16 protein-coding genes are annotated in these 15,139 nt (G+C 43.5%); 8 read left to right on the top strand and 8 right to left on the bottom strand.

Features of this window, described 5'->3' with window-relative positions; genetic code table 11:
* Nucleotide 1 precedes the first annotated feature (1 nt).
* Nucleotides 2–583 carry a TetR/AcrR family transcriptional regulator gene (locus tag ACN6KS_RS03880; protein ID WP_094870006.1) on the bottom strand — a complete coding sequence of 194 codons (582 nt, stop codon included), beginning with the start codon at nt 581–583 and terminating at the stop codon, nt 2–4.
* A gap of 196 nt (nt 584–779) precedes the next feature.
* Nucleotides 780–1,232 carry a VOC family protein gene (locus ACN6KS_RS03875; protein WP_341133751.1) on the bottom strand — a complete coding sequence of 151 codons (453 nt, stop codon included), beginning with the start codon at nt 1,230–1,232 and terminating at the stop codon, nt 780–782.
* A gap of 96 nt (nt 1,233–1,328) precedes the next feature.
* Between ACN6KS_RS03875 and ACN6KS_RS03870 the strand changes: the two genes are divergently transcribed.
* Nucleotides 1,329–2,267, top strand: coding sequence for a helix-turn-helix transcriptional regulator (locus ACN6KS_RS03870; RefSeq protein WP_440961402.1), 939 nt, complete (start codon nt 1,329–1,331; stop codon nt 2,265–2,267).
* Between the two features lie 92 nt (nt 2,268–2,359).
* Here ACN6KS_RS03870 and ACN6KS_RS03865 read toward each other — a convergent pair whose 3' ends face one another.
* Nucleotides 2,360–2,797 (bottom strand): Lrp/AsnC family transcriptional regulator, encoded by a 438-nt coding sequence (locus ACN6KS_RS03865; protein ID WP_094870003.1) that lies wholly within the window; start codon nt 2,795–2,797, stop codon nt 2,360–2,362.
* A gap of 137 nt (nt 2,798–2,934) precedes the next feature.
* On the opposite strand from ACN6KS_RS03865, the gene ACN6KS_RS03860 reads away from it, so the two are divergent.
* From ACN6KS_RS03860 to ACN6KS_RS03850, 3 genes are all read left to right on the top strand, one after another.
* The gene (locus ACN6KS_RS03860) at nt 2,935–3,519 is read left to right on the top strand and encodes a beta-class carbonic anhydrase (RefSeq protein WP_094876804.1); all 585 of its coding nucleotides are present in this window, start codon (nt 2,935–2,937) and stop codon (nt 3,517–3,519) included.
* 39 nt (nt 3,520–3,558) lie between these two features.
* Nucleotides 3,559–4,002 carry a cyanase gene (cynS, locus tag ACN6KS_RS03855; protein WP_440961401.1) on the top strand — a complete coding sequence of 148 codons (444 nt, stop codon included), beginning with the start codon at nt 3,559–3,561 and terminating at the stop codon, nt 4,000–4,002.
* A 100-nt stretch (nt 4,003–4,102) separates the two neighbouring features.
* On the top strand, nt 4,103–5,416 hold the full coding sequence (locus ACN6KS_RS03850; RefSeq protein WP_440961400.1) for a purine/pyrimidine permease: 1,314 nt from the start codon (nt 4,103–4,105) through the stop codon (nt 5,414–5,416).
* Between the two features lie 2 nt (nt 5,417–5,418).
* On the opposite strand, the gene ACN6KS_RS03845 is transcribed toward ACN6KS_RS03850, so the two are convergent.
* Complete coding sequence (locus ACN6KS_RS03845; protein WP_440961399.1) at nt 5,419–6,093, bottom strand: MarR family transcriptional regulator; 675 nt, start codon at nt 6,091–6,093, stop codon at nt 5,419–5,421.
* Between the two features lie 168 nt (nt 6,094–6,261).
* Between ACN6KS_RS03845 and ACN6KS_RS03840 the strand changes: the two genes are divergently transcribed.
* Nucleotides 6,262–6,885: an NAD(P)H-dependent oxidoreductase gene (locus tag ACN6KS_RS03840; RefSeq protein ID WP_440961398.1), complete on the top strand. Its 624-nt coding sequence runs from the start codon at nt 6,262–6,264 to the stop codon at nt 6,883–6,885.
* Here ACN6KS_RS03840 and ACN6KS_RS03835 read toward each other — a convergent pair.
* From ACN6KS_RS03835 to lpdA, 3 genes are read right to left on the bottom strand one after another with little or no spacing between them, the layout of a single operon-like run.
* Nucleotides 6,882–8,042 (bottom strand): ABC transporter permease, encoded by a 1,161-nt coding sequence (locus tag ACN6KS_RS03835; protein WP_094876800.1) that lies wholly within the window; start codon nt 8,040–8,042, stop codon nt 6,882–6,884. The genes ACN6KS_RS03840 and ACN6KS_RS03835 overlap by 4 nt on opposite strands.
* Nucleotides 8,026–8,658, bottom strand: a complete 633-nt coding sequence (locus ACN6KS_RS03830; protein ID WP_440961397.1) for an HlyD family efflux transporter periplasmic adaptor subunit — start codon at nt 8,656–8,658, stop codon at nt 8,026–8,028. Before ACN6KS_RS03830 ends, ACN6KS_RS03835 begins: the two co-directional genes overlap by 17 nt.
* Entirely contained in the window at nt 8,655–10,049 is a 1,395-nt protein-coding gene (gene lpdA, locus ACN6KS_RS03825) for a dihydrolipoyl dehydrogenase (RefSeq protein ID WP_280788949.1), read from the bottom strand. Before lpdA ends, ACN6KS_RS03830 begins: the two co-directional genes overlap by 4 nt.
* Nucleotides 10,050–10,244: 195 nt before the next feature.
* On the opposite strand from lpdA, the gene ACN6KS_RS03820 reads away from it, so the two are divergent.
* From ACN6KS_RS03820 to ACN6KS_RS03810, 3 genes are all read left to right on the top strand, one after another.
* Nucleotides 10,245–10,811: a TetR/AcrR family transcriptional regulator gene (locus ACN6KS_RS03820; protein ID WP_440961396.1), complete on the top strand. Its 567-nt coding sequence runs from the start codon at nt 10,245–10,247 to the stop codon at nt 10,809–10,811.
* A gap of 85 nt (nt 10,812–10,896) precedes the next feature.
* On the top strand, nt 10,897–11,889 hold the full coding sequence (locus ACN6KS_RS03815) for a DUF4003 family protein (protein WP_094876796.1): 993 nt from the start codon (nt 10,897–10,899) through the stop codon (nt 11,887–11,889).
* Nucleotides 11,890–11,909: 20 nt separating this feature from the next.
* A complete protein-coding gene (locus ACN6KS_RS03810; protein WP_440961395.1) occupies nt 11,910–12,368 on the top strand; it encodes a GNAT family N-acetyltransferase in 459 nt (152 codons plus the stop codon).
* A 120-nt stretch (nt 12,369–12,488) separates the two neighbouring features.
* Here the strand turns inward: ACN6KS_RS03810 and ACN6KS_RS03805 are convergent, their stop codons facing one another.
* Complete coding sequence (locus tag ACN6KS_RS03805; RefSeq protein WP_440961394.1) at nt 12,489–15,134, bottom strand: FtsX-like permease family protein; 2,646 nt, start codon at nt 15,132–15,134, stop codon at nt 12,489–12,491.
* Between the last annotated feature and the right edge of the window lie 5 nt (nt 15,135–15,139).

The raw sequence follows: 15,139 nt of genomic DNA, 5'->3' as shown, positions 1-15,139 counted from the left end.
TCTATGAGGACGCCCCATTCCAGTACATTTCAAACGCATGGTTCAGTTTACGCTCATATATTCCTTTAGAAGTGTAATAGAAATATTGCATGCTTAATCCATCCATCAAGTTGAGAAAAGCGTCTACGAGAAGCTGCACGGATTTATCGCGAATTACACCCTCTTCCATCCCTTGCGAGATGAATTGTTCAATGATCTTCGTCAGTATGGCGTCCGACGCCAGGAATGCTTCCTCAATCGTTTCCTTCAAAAATCCAGGTGGAAAGACTACATACCTCAGTACGATTTTGCTTGCTTCAGGACTCTGCTGATAGAATTGATACTGTCTGGATAGAATGCCACGAAGACTTTCCTTCGCACTCAGCACCTTCTGATCTTCCGACAACTCCTGAATATAAGTGTTATAGGACAACATCGCCTCACGGAAGACCGTCATAAACAAATCCTCTTTATTCTCAAAAAAAGCATAGATCGCCGGAGTCTTCACGCCAACTTCCTTCGCAATTTCAGAAAGAGCTGTACCTTCGTACCCCTTCTCACCGAATAATCTCATCGCCACTTCTTTCAGCTTGTTTTTGGTCAAGATATTTCACACCCTTATTTACTTAATTAACGTTAATTAAAAATCACTATACATCTTTATGCATAATAATTCAACGATTTTCAGAAAAATAGCAACAATACACTCAAAAAAAAGATGACCACAATCAGGATAACTTCCTGATTGATGGTCAGCTGAACGGTTCACTCGGTGTGCATTAGACGCAAAATACATATTTTTATGAATGTAATCTCTCATCAAACATCAATTGAATTTGAATACCAAATGGGTCTTCAATAATGCCATAGGCTTTGCTGAACACATTACTAGATAAAGGAGCAATAATCTTTACGCGCTCATCTGTCACTAAGCTTTTATAAAAACCTTCAATTTCCTCTAAATCAGCACTTTGTATACACAATGATGTGTTATTCCCCACTGTATATTTCTCATTCTTATTCATTGTATCTTCTGCTATCATTACTTTTGTTTTTCCGATTAACAAGACAGAGTGAGTAATGTAATCCTTATTCTCATCCGTAAGCTGTATGGAACCGTCACGTTCTGCAAGCTGTTGATAAGTAACACGTAGCAATTCCTCTGCCTTAAAATGTTGTTCGTAAAATTCTATAGCTTCCTTTGTGCTTCCGTTCATCGATAAGAAAATAGCTACTTCTAGTGTTGCGCTCATCGTATAACTCTCCTTCGTAGGTTTGATATGTGGCCCTGAACTTATTATCATATATAAAGGTATCAAAACATGACACCTTAAAAAGGAGTTCCATAGATGATGAAATCAGAACGATTAAATGACATGATGCGATACTTAAACGGGCGAGAGTTTTTTAATCTAAGTGACCTCATGGCGAAATATAATATTTCAAAAAGCACAGCGCTACGTGATATTGCTTCATTAGAACAATTAGGTATGCCTATCTTTTCGGAGCATGGGAGATATGGACGATATGGTATTTTAAAAAATAGATTGTTATCCCCTATTATTTTCACCATGGATGAAGTGTATGCACTGTACTTTGCCATGCTCACCTTAGAATCTTATCAATCCACTCCGTTTCATTTAAGTGTGAACAAGCTAAACGAAAAGTTCGAACACTGTCTATCGAATACACAAATCGACCAGATTCATAAAATGAAAAAGGTTCTACAATTCGAAATGGTTCAGCATAAGCATGTTAGTCGTTTCTTAGATAAAATCCTAGCAAGTATTCTAAATGAGAGTGCCTGTAACATTGAATATACAAAAAACAACCAGCTAAAAAGCTACTCTGTGCAATTCTTCAGAATTTCCGCAAAGTTTGGGCAATGGTATGCTACTGGAATAGAGCTTACTACGAATAAATATAGGGTTTACAGAGGGGATAGAATATCCTTCTTGGAAGAAGATAAGAGAGCAGCCCGCTATTCTTTAGAAGAACTTCTTAGCCGTTCCTTAGAATTTTATCAATCTGCGAGCAATATTCACTTTGAAGTTGAGATCGAGGAACAAGCCAAGGATATTTTTTATAAAGAACGTTATCCTTCTATGGAAATAGAAGCTGGCCCGAGAACTATCATTAAGGGATTCTATCATCCAGGCGAAGAAGAATTTCTAGCTAATTATTTCATGCGTTATGGTCAATATGTTAGAGCGGTGAAGCCTGAAGCCTTAAAACAAATGATTCAGGATAAAGTTAAGAATCTCTTAAATCACTATCAGAAACTATAAATGGAACGAAAAAAAAGAAGGGTCTATGCCCCTCTTTACTACTTCTCCAAAATAGACCGCATTGTAATTCTAGCGGTTTATTTTGGCATGGATTATGATTTTATTTTTCCGATGGATAGATTCACTCGATAATTGCCATGTTTCAAAAGTTGTGCCAGAAATGCCTCAAGCTCCTCATTAGAAGCAAAATGTCCGGTTAACACATAACATCCTTCTCCGCTAATTCGATGCACTTCGGTAATAGCATCCTCTGCCATCACGAACTTCTGGAATAAAGGATGATTGGCTGATTCCACAAAAAATGTAATAAAGGCTGTGATAGACAGTCCTAGCTTTGCTTTATTAGTAACGATCGTATATTGCTCGATAACCCCTAAATCTTCTAAACGTCTAATGCGATTTCCGACCGCTTGGCCGGTCATATGTATCTTTTGGCCGATGTCCTTCCACTGAATTCTGGAGTTCTCTTTTAGTAATGCTAGTATCGCAAAATCGATATGATCAAAAATAAAAATCAATCCTTTCGTCATGAAAGCAAATGGACATATAGCGTTTCGCCAACTTATTCAGCATTTAAGCATGACTATCTATACTTAGTTATATCCTGATTCACTAGTTAGTAGCCATTGAAACAGTGATAACTAAACACTTTAAAGGAGGTCCAAGAATGCTATTACAAGAAATTTTAGAGTATAACGATCAGTTCGTAGAAGACAAGGAGTATCTACCTTATGAGGGAACAAAATTCCCTAAAAAACGCATGGTTGTCGTAACATGCATGGATGCACGACTGATTGAACTGTTACCTAAAGCCCTAAATATACACAATGGGGATGCCAAAGTCATCAAAACAGCAGGTGGAACGATTACCCATGCATTTGGAAGCATCATGCGCAGTATCGTAACGGCTGTCTATGAACTGAATGCGGAAGAAATTTATATTATCGGTCACCACAATTGTGGCATGAGTCAAAGTAACCCTGAAGGAACACTTCAAAAAATAATGGATCGTGGAGTCGCGACACCAGAAATTCTTTCTTCACTTGAATATGCAGGTATCGATCTTCATAAATGGTTGTTCGGCTTTACGAATGTCGTAGATTCGATTAAAGGAAACATAGATCTGGTGCGTAATCATCCGCTCATTCCGAAAGAGGTAGCTGTTCATGGTCTGGTGATTGCACCCGACACTGGTAAACTCGATCTGATTGTAAATGGATATGAACAAGTAACAGGCTACGACAAGCACTAAGCGATACTCATTATACTAAACTAAAGGGAGCAATAAAATATGAATAGAAAAGAAGCGACACAACAAATATTGGACGCTAAATTTGCAAAAGGATTAACTTGGGGCGAAATTGCAAAGGAAAGCGAGCATTCAGAGAGCTGGGTTGTAACTGCACTGTTGGGCCAAGCGACAATGACGCGTAATGAAGCAGATAAAATGGGGGAATTGCTTGAACTCGATGAACAAGTCGTTCAAGCACTCACACAAATCCCACCCCGTGGCGATGTCATTGCTATGCCGCCTACAGATCCAGGACTGTATCGCCTATACGAAATGCTGCTTGTATACGGTCCAACGATTAGAGAACTTGTTTTGGAGAAACTTGGCGAAGGTATCATGAGCGCGATCGATTTCCAATTCGACGTACAGAAGCAAGAAGATCCGAACGGTGACCGTATCATTCTGACGATGAACGGAAAGTTTTTGCCATATCGCAAATGGTAATAGATTAAGGAGCAAGCCACCTTTTAACGATTTCACATTGAAAGGTGGCTTGCATTTTCCGTATAGATTGTATAGTTAACAATAGTGAAGGTGAGTAGATATGAAGAACAAATGTGTTACCGATAGTCTCAGCACTATACAATGGTTTATTTTTTTGCTAGCCAATGCAGTGGCGCTGCCCATTGTCATTGGAGGTATTTTTCAATTGTCGTTTGAACAAATTTCAACCTTAATGCAGCGGACATTTTTCGTTGTAGGAATCAGTTCATTTATTCAGGGATGGTTAGGACATAAATATCCTATTGCAGACGGTCCTGCGGGATCATGGGTAAGTATCTTTATCATATTAGGCAACTTAGCTTTAATTCAAGGGCAAAATCAAATGAATGCATTACAAATTCTAGAAGGAGGATTAATCGTAGCCGGGCTTGTTCTCTTCATATTAGGAACTACAGGGTTAGTTTATAAGCTTCAATTTTTATTTACACCCTTAGTTTCGGGTTCATTTTTATTCATTCTCGCCTTGCAATTAAGCGGTGTATTAGTCAAGGGCATGCTTGGAGTACAGGAAACAAGCGCCGAACCAGATGGTATAGCAGCACTCATATCCTTTTTTATTTTTGGACTTGTTATTTTTCTCTCTATTAAAGGAAGAGGATGGATTAGTAGTTACGCCGTACTGATTGGAATCGGCTTGGGTTCGGCATTATTTGCAGCATTCGGGAAAGTGGGGCCAACATTTACAGCTTTAACCCCCGTCTTGAAGTTCCCTCATATTTTTGCTTGGGGAGTACCTCAATTTGATCTAGGGATCGTGATTACCTCACTGTTGTTTACGTTTTTGTTAGTATCCAATACAATTTCTTCTATTTCCGCTGTAAAACAAGTAGTTCCGGTTTTACCGAAAGATGAAAAAACAGCATTAAGCCGAGGGATTTGGACGGGAGGGATCTCTCATATACTAGCCGCCCTATTCTCAACGATAGGAGTTGTTCCTTTACCAGCCTCGGCGGGCTTTATGAAATTAACAGGGCAAAAGCGAATTCGGCCATTTCTTATGGCCTGTATGTTACTAACCGTTATCGCGCTAATGCCGTCCGTTGTCAATGTGCTAGCGTTACTTCCAGCGCCTGTAGCCAATGCAGCACTTCTAGCTACTTTTGTACAAATCGTAGGGATTGCATTCCAATCCTTGCTACAGGAACAGCTTGATCATCGCCGATTAACGATACTAGGAATAACTTTGTTGGTGAGCATTGGACTCATGTTTTTGCCTCCAGCGGTATTTCAGAGTCTCCCTTCCACACTTCGATATATTTGCAGTAATGGTCTGCTTGTCGGCACTATACTGGCCATGCTTTTAGAGCAAATTTGGAAAAGTGAAAAGAAAATAAGCCACTGTCAAAAATTATAAAGCTACCCAAAAGAGGTAAAAAATACATCCTGCAGAATGGCTTTAGCTTTTTTAAGGTTGCGCGTGTCCAGTTGGTTAAGCATTTCTACGATTTGACTCATTTCATCGCTATCTATTACCTCAAGTGATTCTCCAGCATTTAATAGTTCTTCTTCAGCAACCGATTCCGAATGAACCCATGATGCTTCTAAAGTATCCTCGAACGCTTGCATCAGAAATAATAATTCATCTGTGTTATACCTCTGCAGAAACCGAGTTATCCCTTTATTCATCTCCTTATGTAGTTCTTGATGCAAATCGAATATTTCTTTTCCGAGAGGTGTTGTAAGAAACAGCACTTCTTTTTTATTATCGGGGAGAAACTCCGTGCGAATCATTTGCTGCTGAACTAATTTTCTAGTGATTTTGGACACGCTACCTTTCGGAATCCCGAAATGCTTCGAAATAGTAGTGCCATTCACCGGCTCAAGCTGTCCAATTGCATCTATTACATGCAGCATCATGACTGTGGAGTCTTGGAGAAAATCAATGATAAGTGGATTACTACAGTTCTGGAGCAGCCATTCCTTTTCTTCATCATCCTCCGATTGAAATCGTTTTTGTAATTGAGGAATCATCTCTATCAGTTTTTTTATCAATAAATCCTTATTCGGTAAGTTCTCGAAAGAATGCGTCACTGTTAAGTCTCCTCGTAAATTCATCTTATGATCATCTTAACAAGACACAGCTCAAAAATAAAGTTTCCTAGAAATAATATTGACAACAAGGAAACTTAAAATGTACTATTGTTTCCATAGTTATTATTTTATTTCCGGGAAACAATAAAACGTAAAGAAGGTATTTATATGAATGTCTTAATTATTTTTGATCATCCATACGGAGCATCGGCGTCCGAGAATGTCCCACATCAGCGAAGCTATTCCGCAGCTCTGCTAGCCTCCGTGATGCGAGGTCTTACCACTAAAGGCCATACGATCGATCTTATCGATTTGCATGCCGATGGATTTAATCCAATCATGTCTTACGAAGAACTTGCTGCTTGGCGACAAAAGAAAACCGTCGACCCTCTAGTAACCAATTATCAGCAACGGCTTATCGCAGCAGATCATATCGTCTTCCTATTCCCTATATGGTGGGAGGCCATGCCTGCTCTTACCAAAGGCTTTCTGGATAAGGTCTTCGCAAAAGGCATTGTCTATGAGGAAATCAAACCTGGACGGCCCTTTAAATGCTTACTCCCGAATATGAAAGGCGTATCCCTGCTGACGGTAATGAACACGCCCGACTTTGTTTACCGCTGGATATTTGGCAACCCTATCACCAAAATCCTGTTCAGAGGAACCTTCCGCAAAATGGGCATACGAAAGAACCTCCGTTGGTATAATTATGCCGGCATGTCAGATCGCAGCTTGGAAGAACGGGTGAAATATCTTGATAAGACAGAACAACGGTTTGCACGACTAGACTAGATTACTGAAGCGCTGACGGATTCCGAGAACGAAACCTCCTGCTTCTTCACTTCCTGGAGCACCAATAATCCAATTAATAAGGAAGCAACGCCAATAAGGATCAGCAGCGCTCCCAGCTCCAGACTGTAGGCAGATAACGCCCCATCCCGAAAAGCCATCCCGCGTATGAGCCGGTTCAGCCAGTTCATCGGTAATACCCAAGCGGAAATTTGAAAAAACGCAGGAAACGCTAGTGGACTCAGTTGGATTCCAGTAGCAAGAAATGACGGATACAATACGAAATTGGTTCGTAAATTAACTTTGGAAGCGTCTTTGGCGGTATAGCCAATCAACAGGCCCATAAGGGACAAAGCAAAGGCATACACAAGCAGCGGAATAATAAAAAGATAAGGCGCCGCTTCAAAACGCATTCCCCCCACCTGCTTTAATAAGCCATAACATAGGAGCAACGAAAGCGTGGTCAAGACAGCATAAGGGACACTACGAATCCAAATTTGCCAAGGCGACTTCCCGTTTGTAAAAAGTTTTCCTTCCTGCCGCAAACGCGGGACAATGGCGCCCGCTGCGCTTGTTGTAATCATCAGCACCACAATATTCACAAATCCAATGACCATAAAGCTCACATAACTTGTGGTCGGATTGAACAACATCCGCTGTTGGAGAGATAACGGTGAAACAAGCCCTTTAGAGGCTTCGGCATCCATCCCCTTCTGAATCAGACGGGTCATCGAAAGCGTCATATTCTCCGTCTGAATGACTTCCTGAATGGCCGTTCGGATGCCGGTTAGCCCTGAGGGCATCGTGTTATCCATCAAGATGCCGATATTCGTTGAAATCCCCTGCTGTTGATGTTGTCCCAGCTCTTTAGGAAGCGTGATAACTGCGACAGCTTGCTCATTTGCCAGTATAGTTTCCGGATTTAAGCGGCTGGCGTACACATTGGTTACTTTCATATAAGGAGAGGCATTGATTTTAGAGATCAGCTGCCTTGAATACGAACTGTGATCCTCATCAATAACTACAACATGCGATTCGCTGATTTGATTCTTCGAGAACATCAAGCCAAAAAACAGAGCCGCAATAAGCGGACCAATAAAAATCAGGCGTAAATACTTACTGCCCGCCACGTACTTCCACTCATCAATCAGTGACTTCATCGAGCTTCACCTCCGCTGTCATCCCCGGAAGCAACTCAGCATTCGCATCCATAACTACACGGACAAGAAACATACTTAAATCCGCTTGCCCCTTTTCACGTGACATACGTAAGCTCGCAAATTGAGGGGCGGCTGCGATGGAAGTAATTACACCCGTCACCTCCGCTTCATGCTCCAAATACGGAAAATGAACCCCAATATTTTGATTCACCTTTAGCTTTTGGATTTCACTTTCCTGTACGTAAAGGTCTGTATAAAAGCTGTTTTTTTGCAGCACCGCCAGTGGCATGCCTTGCTGTACTTGATCTCCCGGCTTTACAACCATCCTGTTGACCGATCCGTCCTCAGGCGCGAGTACATCTGTTTCTCCTTCTTCAGCGGATTTAACCTTGAACAATACCTCTCCCTGTTTTATAGAATCACCTACAGCCACACGGACCTCAACAATTGACCCTGGACTGTTCTGATAAAATATAGTCTTTTGCTCTGCATCAAGAATCCCTTGCTTCCTGCTCTCAGCCTGACTAACAGCATCCTTACCTTTTACTGCAAGCAGCGACCCTCCAACGATCAACACAACCGCAATTCCAATATACAAGCCTGCTTTTATCTTCATTTCCCACGCTCTCCCCTTATCATTTTTCTAACCGCATTTTCGGCAGCCTCCATAATCACTTCTCCCAATGTAGGATGAGGGTGAATGGTCATCGCCAAATCCTCCACAGTGGCTCCCATCTCAATGGCAAGGGCAAGCTCCGACACGAGTGTGGATGCCTCCACGCCAACGATTTGGGCCCCCATCACGATTCCTGAGATCGGATTTGCTACAATTTTGACGAAGCCCTCAGTTTCCTTCAGGGCCAATGCTCTCCCGTTAATCCCAAAGGTGGATTTACCAATTACAATCGGGATGCCCTTTGCTCTTGCTTCTGTTTCACTTAAGCCCACGCTCGCTAACTCTGGTTCAGAAAAAACAACAAGCGGAATGGCTCTATAATCAACCTCGGAGGAAAGGCCTGCAATGGCTTCTGCCGCAATTTTAGCTTCATAGGACGCCTTGTGAGCAAGGGCTGGACCTGACGTAATATCCCCAATTGCAAAAATATTCGGAATAGCCGTTCTGCACTGTTCGTCTGTCTCAATCAATCCTCTAGTCGTCACGGGCAAGCCTATACGATCCAGCCCTAAATTGCCGTCTGTATTTGGTTTTCTCCCGACAGTGACTAACATATATTCCGCTGTCACATGCAGCTGTTCCTGATTTTTCAAATAATGCAGTGTGATGGTGTCTGCACTCTGCACTACGTTCACAGCTGTCGCTCCGGTAATCATCTTAATCCCATCAGCCTTCAACTGCCTTCCAACAGGGTTCACAAGCTCCGCCTCAAATCCAGGCAGCACTTGATCTCCTCCCTCCAGAATCGTTACCTTTGTTCCAAATTTGGCATACATTTGCCCCAGTTCAATCCCTATATATCCCCCTCCAATAACAACTAAGCTAGTTGGAACTTCGGAGAGTGACAGAGCTTCTGTAGAAGATAAAACACGTCCGCCAACCGGAAAGGCTTGCAGCTCAATCGGACGTGATCCTGTGGCCAAGATGGCGTTTTTAAAAGAAATACTTTGCTCCTGCCCAGACTGACTGATAATCGCCGTATGCTCATCAACCAATCTTGCCTCTCCTTCCAAAATATTCACACCTGCCGTCTTTAATAAATAGCTAACTCCACCTGCCTGTTTATTCACAATTCCCTGTTTGAAATCCTGAGCATTCTTAAATGACACTGCCGCCTCTGAAGAGCTGAACAGTCTAAACAACTCGTAACGATGAGACTCTGCAATTAATGCTTTGGATGGAATACACCCAACATTTGTACAAACCCCGCCAAGCTGATTGCGTTCAACAATTGCCGTCTTCATCCCAAGCTGGGCAGATTGCAGCGCCGCTACATACCCTCCCGGACCTGATCCAATGACCAACGTTTCTACGGATTCAAGCTTACTCATCGTCGCTACCTCCTGTTAAAGTTATTTTAAAATATGATGACCGTAATATATTATTATCATCATATTTTAAAACCGTCAACAACCCTGTTTAGCTATTCATCAGCAATAGTGCTCACAATCGCTAAATTGACAGGCTTTATTATGATGATTATAATATTTTAAAAAGTATACTTATGAAGCTGTGGAGTGATTATAATGCCCTATCCCAAAGGCCATAAAATAAAAGTGCGGAATACGATTATTGAAAGTGCTGCTCAGGCTTTTCGCTCGCATGGTATTCATGATGTAAGTGTTCCCTTCATTATGAAGGGTGCCGGGTTAACTCATGGCGGGTTTTATTCCCACTTTGACAATAAAGAACAACTGGTCGCCGAAGCCTGCCGGTATGCCATCAGTGATACCATCACACTTTTGCAGAAGGTTGCGGAGCAGGAAGAGCAGAAACCCAAAATCGATGCGGTCATTGATTATTATTTAAGTCCGTATCATCGCGACAAAACGGAGATGGGCTGCATTATTCCTGCCCTTTCTGCCGAAATAGCCCGTTCTTCCGAAGAAGTTCGGCGGATATTCACGCAGGAATTAGAGCGGATGGTTACATTCATCTCCACGCTGGCGGGCATTGACGCGTCCAAAGGTAGCACACTGTTCAGCACCATGGTTGGCTCTCTAGTTCTTGCACGGACAGTAAATGACCCTGAACTGAGCGACAGCCTCCTTTCGTCAGGCAAACGGTATGCTAAAGAGCTGGTTATGATCTAAAAACAATAAACACCCCAAACAAATGAATCCAACTCAGAAATTTTTCGTAATATTATGAATTATAGATAACTGAGGGGTGTATCCAATGAACGAGCAGTTTGCAGCAAGGGTTGAATTGTTCGCAGAGAACGCGCTGAGGATCAAAAAGGCTTTTCCTTGGCATAATGCAATGGTTAGCCGTTTGGCGGGGTTACTGTACACAGCAGAGAATAAAAGTGCAGATGAGGATGCGATTCGTGCGAGCCACGAGCTTATTAAAGAAAATACCGGAATGTTTTCTTCGTTTAGGGGGAACTCGGCAATCAGTATTGCTACTATGCTCTCTCTTTCTGCTGACAAGGAACAACAGCTTGCAAACACACTGACCGTATATGACTTATTGAAGGACGTCAAATTTAGAGCCTCTGATTATCTCGTCGTTGCCGCTTATCAAATCGCCGCTAATACGACAACAGATCAGTATCAGCGTACGGTAGAACGCGCAAAGATGTTTTACGATAGCATGAAAGCGAAGCACCGTTTCCTTACCGGACATGATGATTATATTTTCTCTGCCATGCTCGGCCTTTCCGATATCGACGTGGACAGCGGCATCGACCGGATGGAGCAGCTTTACACTACACTAAAGCCTGAATTTATGTCGGGGAACAGTGTGCAAGCTCTGACACAGGTACTGGTTCTTGGAAAAGAAGCTTCAGAAGCAGCGGATCGTGTACTGGCATTACGAGATGCGTTCCGTGCACATGGCATCCGGTTAGATAAGGAATATACCCTTTCTTCGCTGGGCGTGCTAACTTTGCTCTCCTCCAACAATAAGGACATGGTTACGGAAGTCTCAGAGACCTTCGAATTACTGCGTACCAAAAAAGGCTTTGGCAGCTGGTCCATTGTAAAGCAGGAATTGCTACTGCTGTCAGCTGCGCTAGTAGCCTTCAAATATGTAGAGGATGTGCAAAGCGGCATTGTAACCTCGATGCTTTCCACCAGCATCACTAATATTGTGATCGCACAGCAGGCTGCTCTTGCAGGGGCTGCGGCCGCTTCGGCTGCGGCTGCAGCTTCATCTTCTTCGAATTAAGTGAAAATGCGAGGGAAGACATGGACTCAATACAACCAATCAACACTAGAAATGAAGAATGTTTATACCGTCTACTGAATATTTGGGAATCCTCTGTGCGGCATACACATCTATTCCTGTCTGAACAGGACATTGATGCGTTGCGGCCACTGGTTATACAAGGGATGGAGCATATAAGTCATCTGCTTGCTTTTATAGATGACCATGACCAATCGCTTGGATTCATAGGGATTCAGGATAACAAGATTGAAATGCTATTCGTAGAACCTGCTGCAATGGGAAAAGGCATTGGAAAATCACTCGTTGCTTATGCTATACAGACACTGAACGTACGCTACGTTGATGTAAATGAACAAAATCCGCAGGCCTTAGGTTTCTATGAGCGTATGGGCTTTCAAGTTTTTGAGCGTTCTGCACTAGATGAACAGGGTAATCCTTTTCCTATCCTGCATATGAAGTTATCAATCGGCTCACGTTAAAAGATTCCATCGCCTCTCAAAGCAAAAGAGACCGCTTCGAGTAGCCATAACAATGGCTGTTCGAAGCGGTCCTTTGTGTTTAAGTAGGATCAACTTTTGTTTTTGGTGTGGAAGCTCCGCTTATTCTACCGACTTTAACGCCTCAATCATATGAATCCGTTTGAGCTTAATGTGCATGAAAGCCATGACTATGCCTGAGAACAGCAGTGTTAAGAGTGCGGCATACACATAGCTTGGCCACTTAATAATCGGCGCGAACATCGTTGCATCCAGCTCAGCTGTATTCAAGACGAAGCTGTGCAATATAATGCCAAGACCTGATCCGGCTACAATGCCGAGTAGGCTTAGCAGCATATTCTCACGGTAAATATACAACGTTACTTCTTTATCATAAAATCCCAATACCTTGATCGTTGATAGTTCCCTGATCCGCTCAGAGACATTAATATTGGTCAAATTGTAGAGGACGACGAAAGCCAGAGCAGCAGCCGATACAATGAGCACCAAGGTTACTACGTCCATACTCTTCATGGTGTCATCAAAGGCAGTACCTACATTGCTGGAAAAGCTGACCGCTGCCACTCCCTCATTGTCCGTTAGCTTCTCGCCGAACTTGTCCTCCCATGCTTTGTCGTGCGTGGTATAGTTCAGCAGCTCTGTGTTGAACACCGGTTCATGTCCAAATACGGAAGAATAATACGCAGGTGTCATATAAACATAGTGCATTACATAGTTCTCTGTAATCCCTATGACCTTAATCTTGAATGTCTCGTTATCCTTGTCCACCACATTCAATGGGTCGCCGGGTTCAAGCCCGTATAATTTAGCCAGCTTCTCCGAGATTATAGCGCCCTCGTCCAAAAGCGTGCGTTTTTCTCCACTCACTCGATCCCGCAGCTCCACATAATCGGATATCGCAGCAACAGATGCAGGGATGAACATATGCACATCCTGATCATTTACACCACTGCTGTGCGCTTTCATCGTTTCCTGTGCCACACTTAGTGATCCAGTTATAGCGGACTCGCCAGTGATCAATTGCTCGTAGGCATCCCGCACATCAGCAGACGCATCTTCATGCAGCGCTACAAGTGCATCATATTTCATAATCGTACCGAACTGCTGGGGGGCAATGCTGCCGATCGAGTCTTTAAGACCAAAACCGGTCAGAATCAGCGCCGTACAGCCGGCCACGCCGAACACTGTCATGAACATCCGCTGCTTGTAGCGGAATAAATTCCGTGCGGTCACCTTTTGAACAAAGCTCAACCGTTTCCATACAAAAGTAACTCTCTCCAGTAAAATCCGCTGCCCGCTCTTTGGCGCCTTCGGACGCATCAATACGGAAGCGTTGCTTCGTAGTTCTACCCGCGCGGCAATCCAAGCCGTCAATGTAGTGCAGATTAGCGCCACTATAATGGAAATGATGGAATACGACGGATAGAAGCTTTTGATAAGATCCGGCAGATTATAAAGTGAACTGTACGCATTATAGATAATGGTTGGAAACATCGTAAATCCGAGCGCAAGTCCCGCAACCGAAGCCGTCAAGCTGGCAAGCGTACCATAAACCAAGAATTTGGCCATAATGTCACGGTTCCCATACCCAAGCGCTTTAAGTGTCCCGATCTGCAAACGATGCTCCTCGACCATCCGAGTCATAGTCGTCAAGCTGACCAGCGCAGCGATCAGGAAAAAGAATACCGGGAACGCACTCGCAATTGCCGACAATCGATCAGCGTTGTCTTTATATTCGGCATATCCCGGATTGGCACTTCGGTCAGTGACGTAGACCTTCGGAAGGCCCAGTTCTGCAAGCTTTTGCTCCCCTGCAGCTAGTTCCGCCTTGGCCGAGACCAGTCCGTCAGTAATAGCTTTCATGTTTGCAGCTTGTTCCTGCTGCACCACCTCTGGCTGGCGCTTTAATTCAGCAAGCTGTTGCTCGGCGGCGGTCACCTTACCTCGTCCACTGGACAGCTCCTTCTCACCTTCCGCGCGCATCTCCGCAAGCCGAGCCTCCGGCACGCCGGACAGCGCCTGCTCTACCGCCTTAGTATGCTGTTCGATCAATGCCTCGTACTCTGGCGAATAAGCCTTCACACTGGCTGTATCCTTGAAGGACAGATAGGCTTCCGTATACACCGGGAGCTTGAAATCTGACTCCGGAATTGCTGCGAATGCATCGGCCATACCCTTGCCGATCCCACTGGTGCCCCGGGTACTCTTTTCTATAAATTGTGGGCTTCGCACAAAACCTACAACCGTATAGTTCAGTGACGCAAAGTTGTTCGACAGCTCCGCATCCGATCCGTCACCGCTAAAGGTTATTTTGTCACCCAGCGCATATTTTCCAGCCAGCTTGTCATCCAATACGATTTCTCCGGAAACCTCTGGAAGACGTCCTTCAATCATACTGTACTGGTTAAGAGGTTTATCTGAATGATAAGAATGGACTTTGAGGATCAAAGCATTATCACCGCTGAACACATCCGTACTGTAACCCGGCTGGACTTCATCGATGCCCGGTATATTGCTCAGCAGGCCGATGTTATCTTCGGTCAGACCATAGTTGGTCTGCACCTTCAGATCCATTAGTCTCGTCTCTTGATAAAAGGTTCCGGCTGTATCAAGCATATCCGGACCGGCTGACTTGATGCCGGAAAAGAAACTAACGCCCAGCATAATGATGGCAAAAATCGAAATAAATCGGGCCTTAGTGTGCCTAATTTCACGAAAAATATCTTTCCACAACGCACGCTTTTTCATAGATG

Origin of the sequence: Paenibacillus nitricinens, from assembly GCF_052056485.1 — a bacterium.
GTDB lineage: Bacteria > Bacillota > Bacilli > Paenibacillales > Paenibacillaceae > Paenibacillus_AQ > Paenibacillus_AQ nitricinens.
The sequence above is the reverse complement of the archived record's forward strand: the minus strand, read 5'-3'. Positions and strand labels throughout refer to the sequence as shown.

Excerpts from the sequence above, each read along its gene's own strand:
- cynS (WP_440961401.1), top strand. The coding sequence starts at position 3,559 with ATGAATAGAAAAGAAGCGACACAACAAATATTGGACGCTAAATTTGCA.
- ACN6KS_RS03835 (WP_094876800.1), bottom strand. The coding sequence starts at position 8,042 with ATGAAGTCACTGATTGATGAGTGGAAGTACGTGGCGGGCAGTAAGTAT.
- ACN6KS_RS03810 (WP_440961395.1), top strand. The coding sequence starts at position 11,910 with ATGGACTCAATACAACCAATCAACACTAGAAATGAAGAATGTTTATAC.
- ACN6KS_RS03865 (WP_094870003.1), bottom strand. The coding sequence starts at position 2,797 with ATGACGAAAGGATTGATTTTTATTTTTGATCATATCGATTTTGCGATA.
- ACN6KS_RS03830 (WP_440961397.1), bottom strand. The coding sequence starts at position 8,658 with ATGAAGATAAAAGCAGGCTTGTATATTGGAATTGCGGTTGTGTTGATC.
- ACN6KS_RS03875 (WP_341133751.1), bottom strand. The coding sequence starts at position 1,232 with ATGAGCGCAACACTAGAAGTAGCTATTTTCTTATCGATGAACGGAAGC.
- ACN6KS_RS03870 (WP_440961402.1), top strand. The coding sequence starts at position 1,329 with ATGATGAAATCAGAACGATTAAATGACATGATGCGATACTTAAACGGG.
- ACN6KS_RS03815 (WP_094876796.1), top strand. The coding sequence starts at position 10,897 with ATGAACGAGCAGTTTGCAGCAAGGGTTGAATTGTTCGCAGAGAACGCG.
- ACN6KS_RS03820 (WP_440961396.1), top strand. The coding sequence starts at position 10,245 with ATGCCCTATCCCAAAGGCCATAAAATAAAAGTGCGGAATACGATTATT.
- lpdA (WP_280788949.1), bottom strand. The coding sequence starts at position 10,049 with ATGAGTAAGCTTGAATCCGTAGAAACGTTGGTCATTGGATCAGGTCCG.
- ACN6KS_RS03860 (WP_094876804.1), top strand. The coding sequence starts at position 2,935 with ATGCTATTACAAGAAATTTTAGAGTATAACGATCAGTTCGTAGAAGAC.
- ACN6KS_RS03805 (WP_440961394.1), bottom strand. The coding sequence starts at position 15,134 with ATGAAAAAGCGTGCGTTGTGGAAAGATATTTTTCGTGAAATTAGGCAC.
- ACN6KS_RS03840 (WP_440961398.1), top strand. The coding sequence starts at position 6,262 with ATGAATGTCTTAATTATTTTTGATCATCCATACGGAGCATCGGCGTCC.
- ACN6KS_RS03850 (WP_440961400.1), top strand. The coding sequence starts at position 4,103 with ATGAAGAACAAATGTGTTACCGATAGTCTCAGCACTATACAATGGTTT.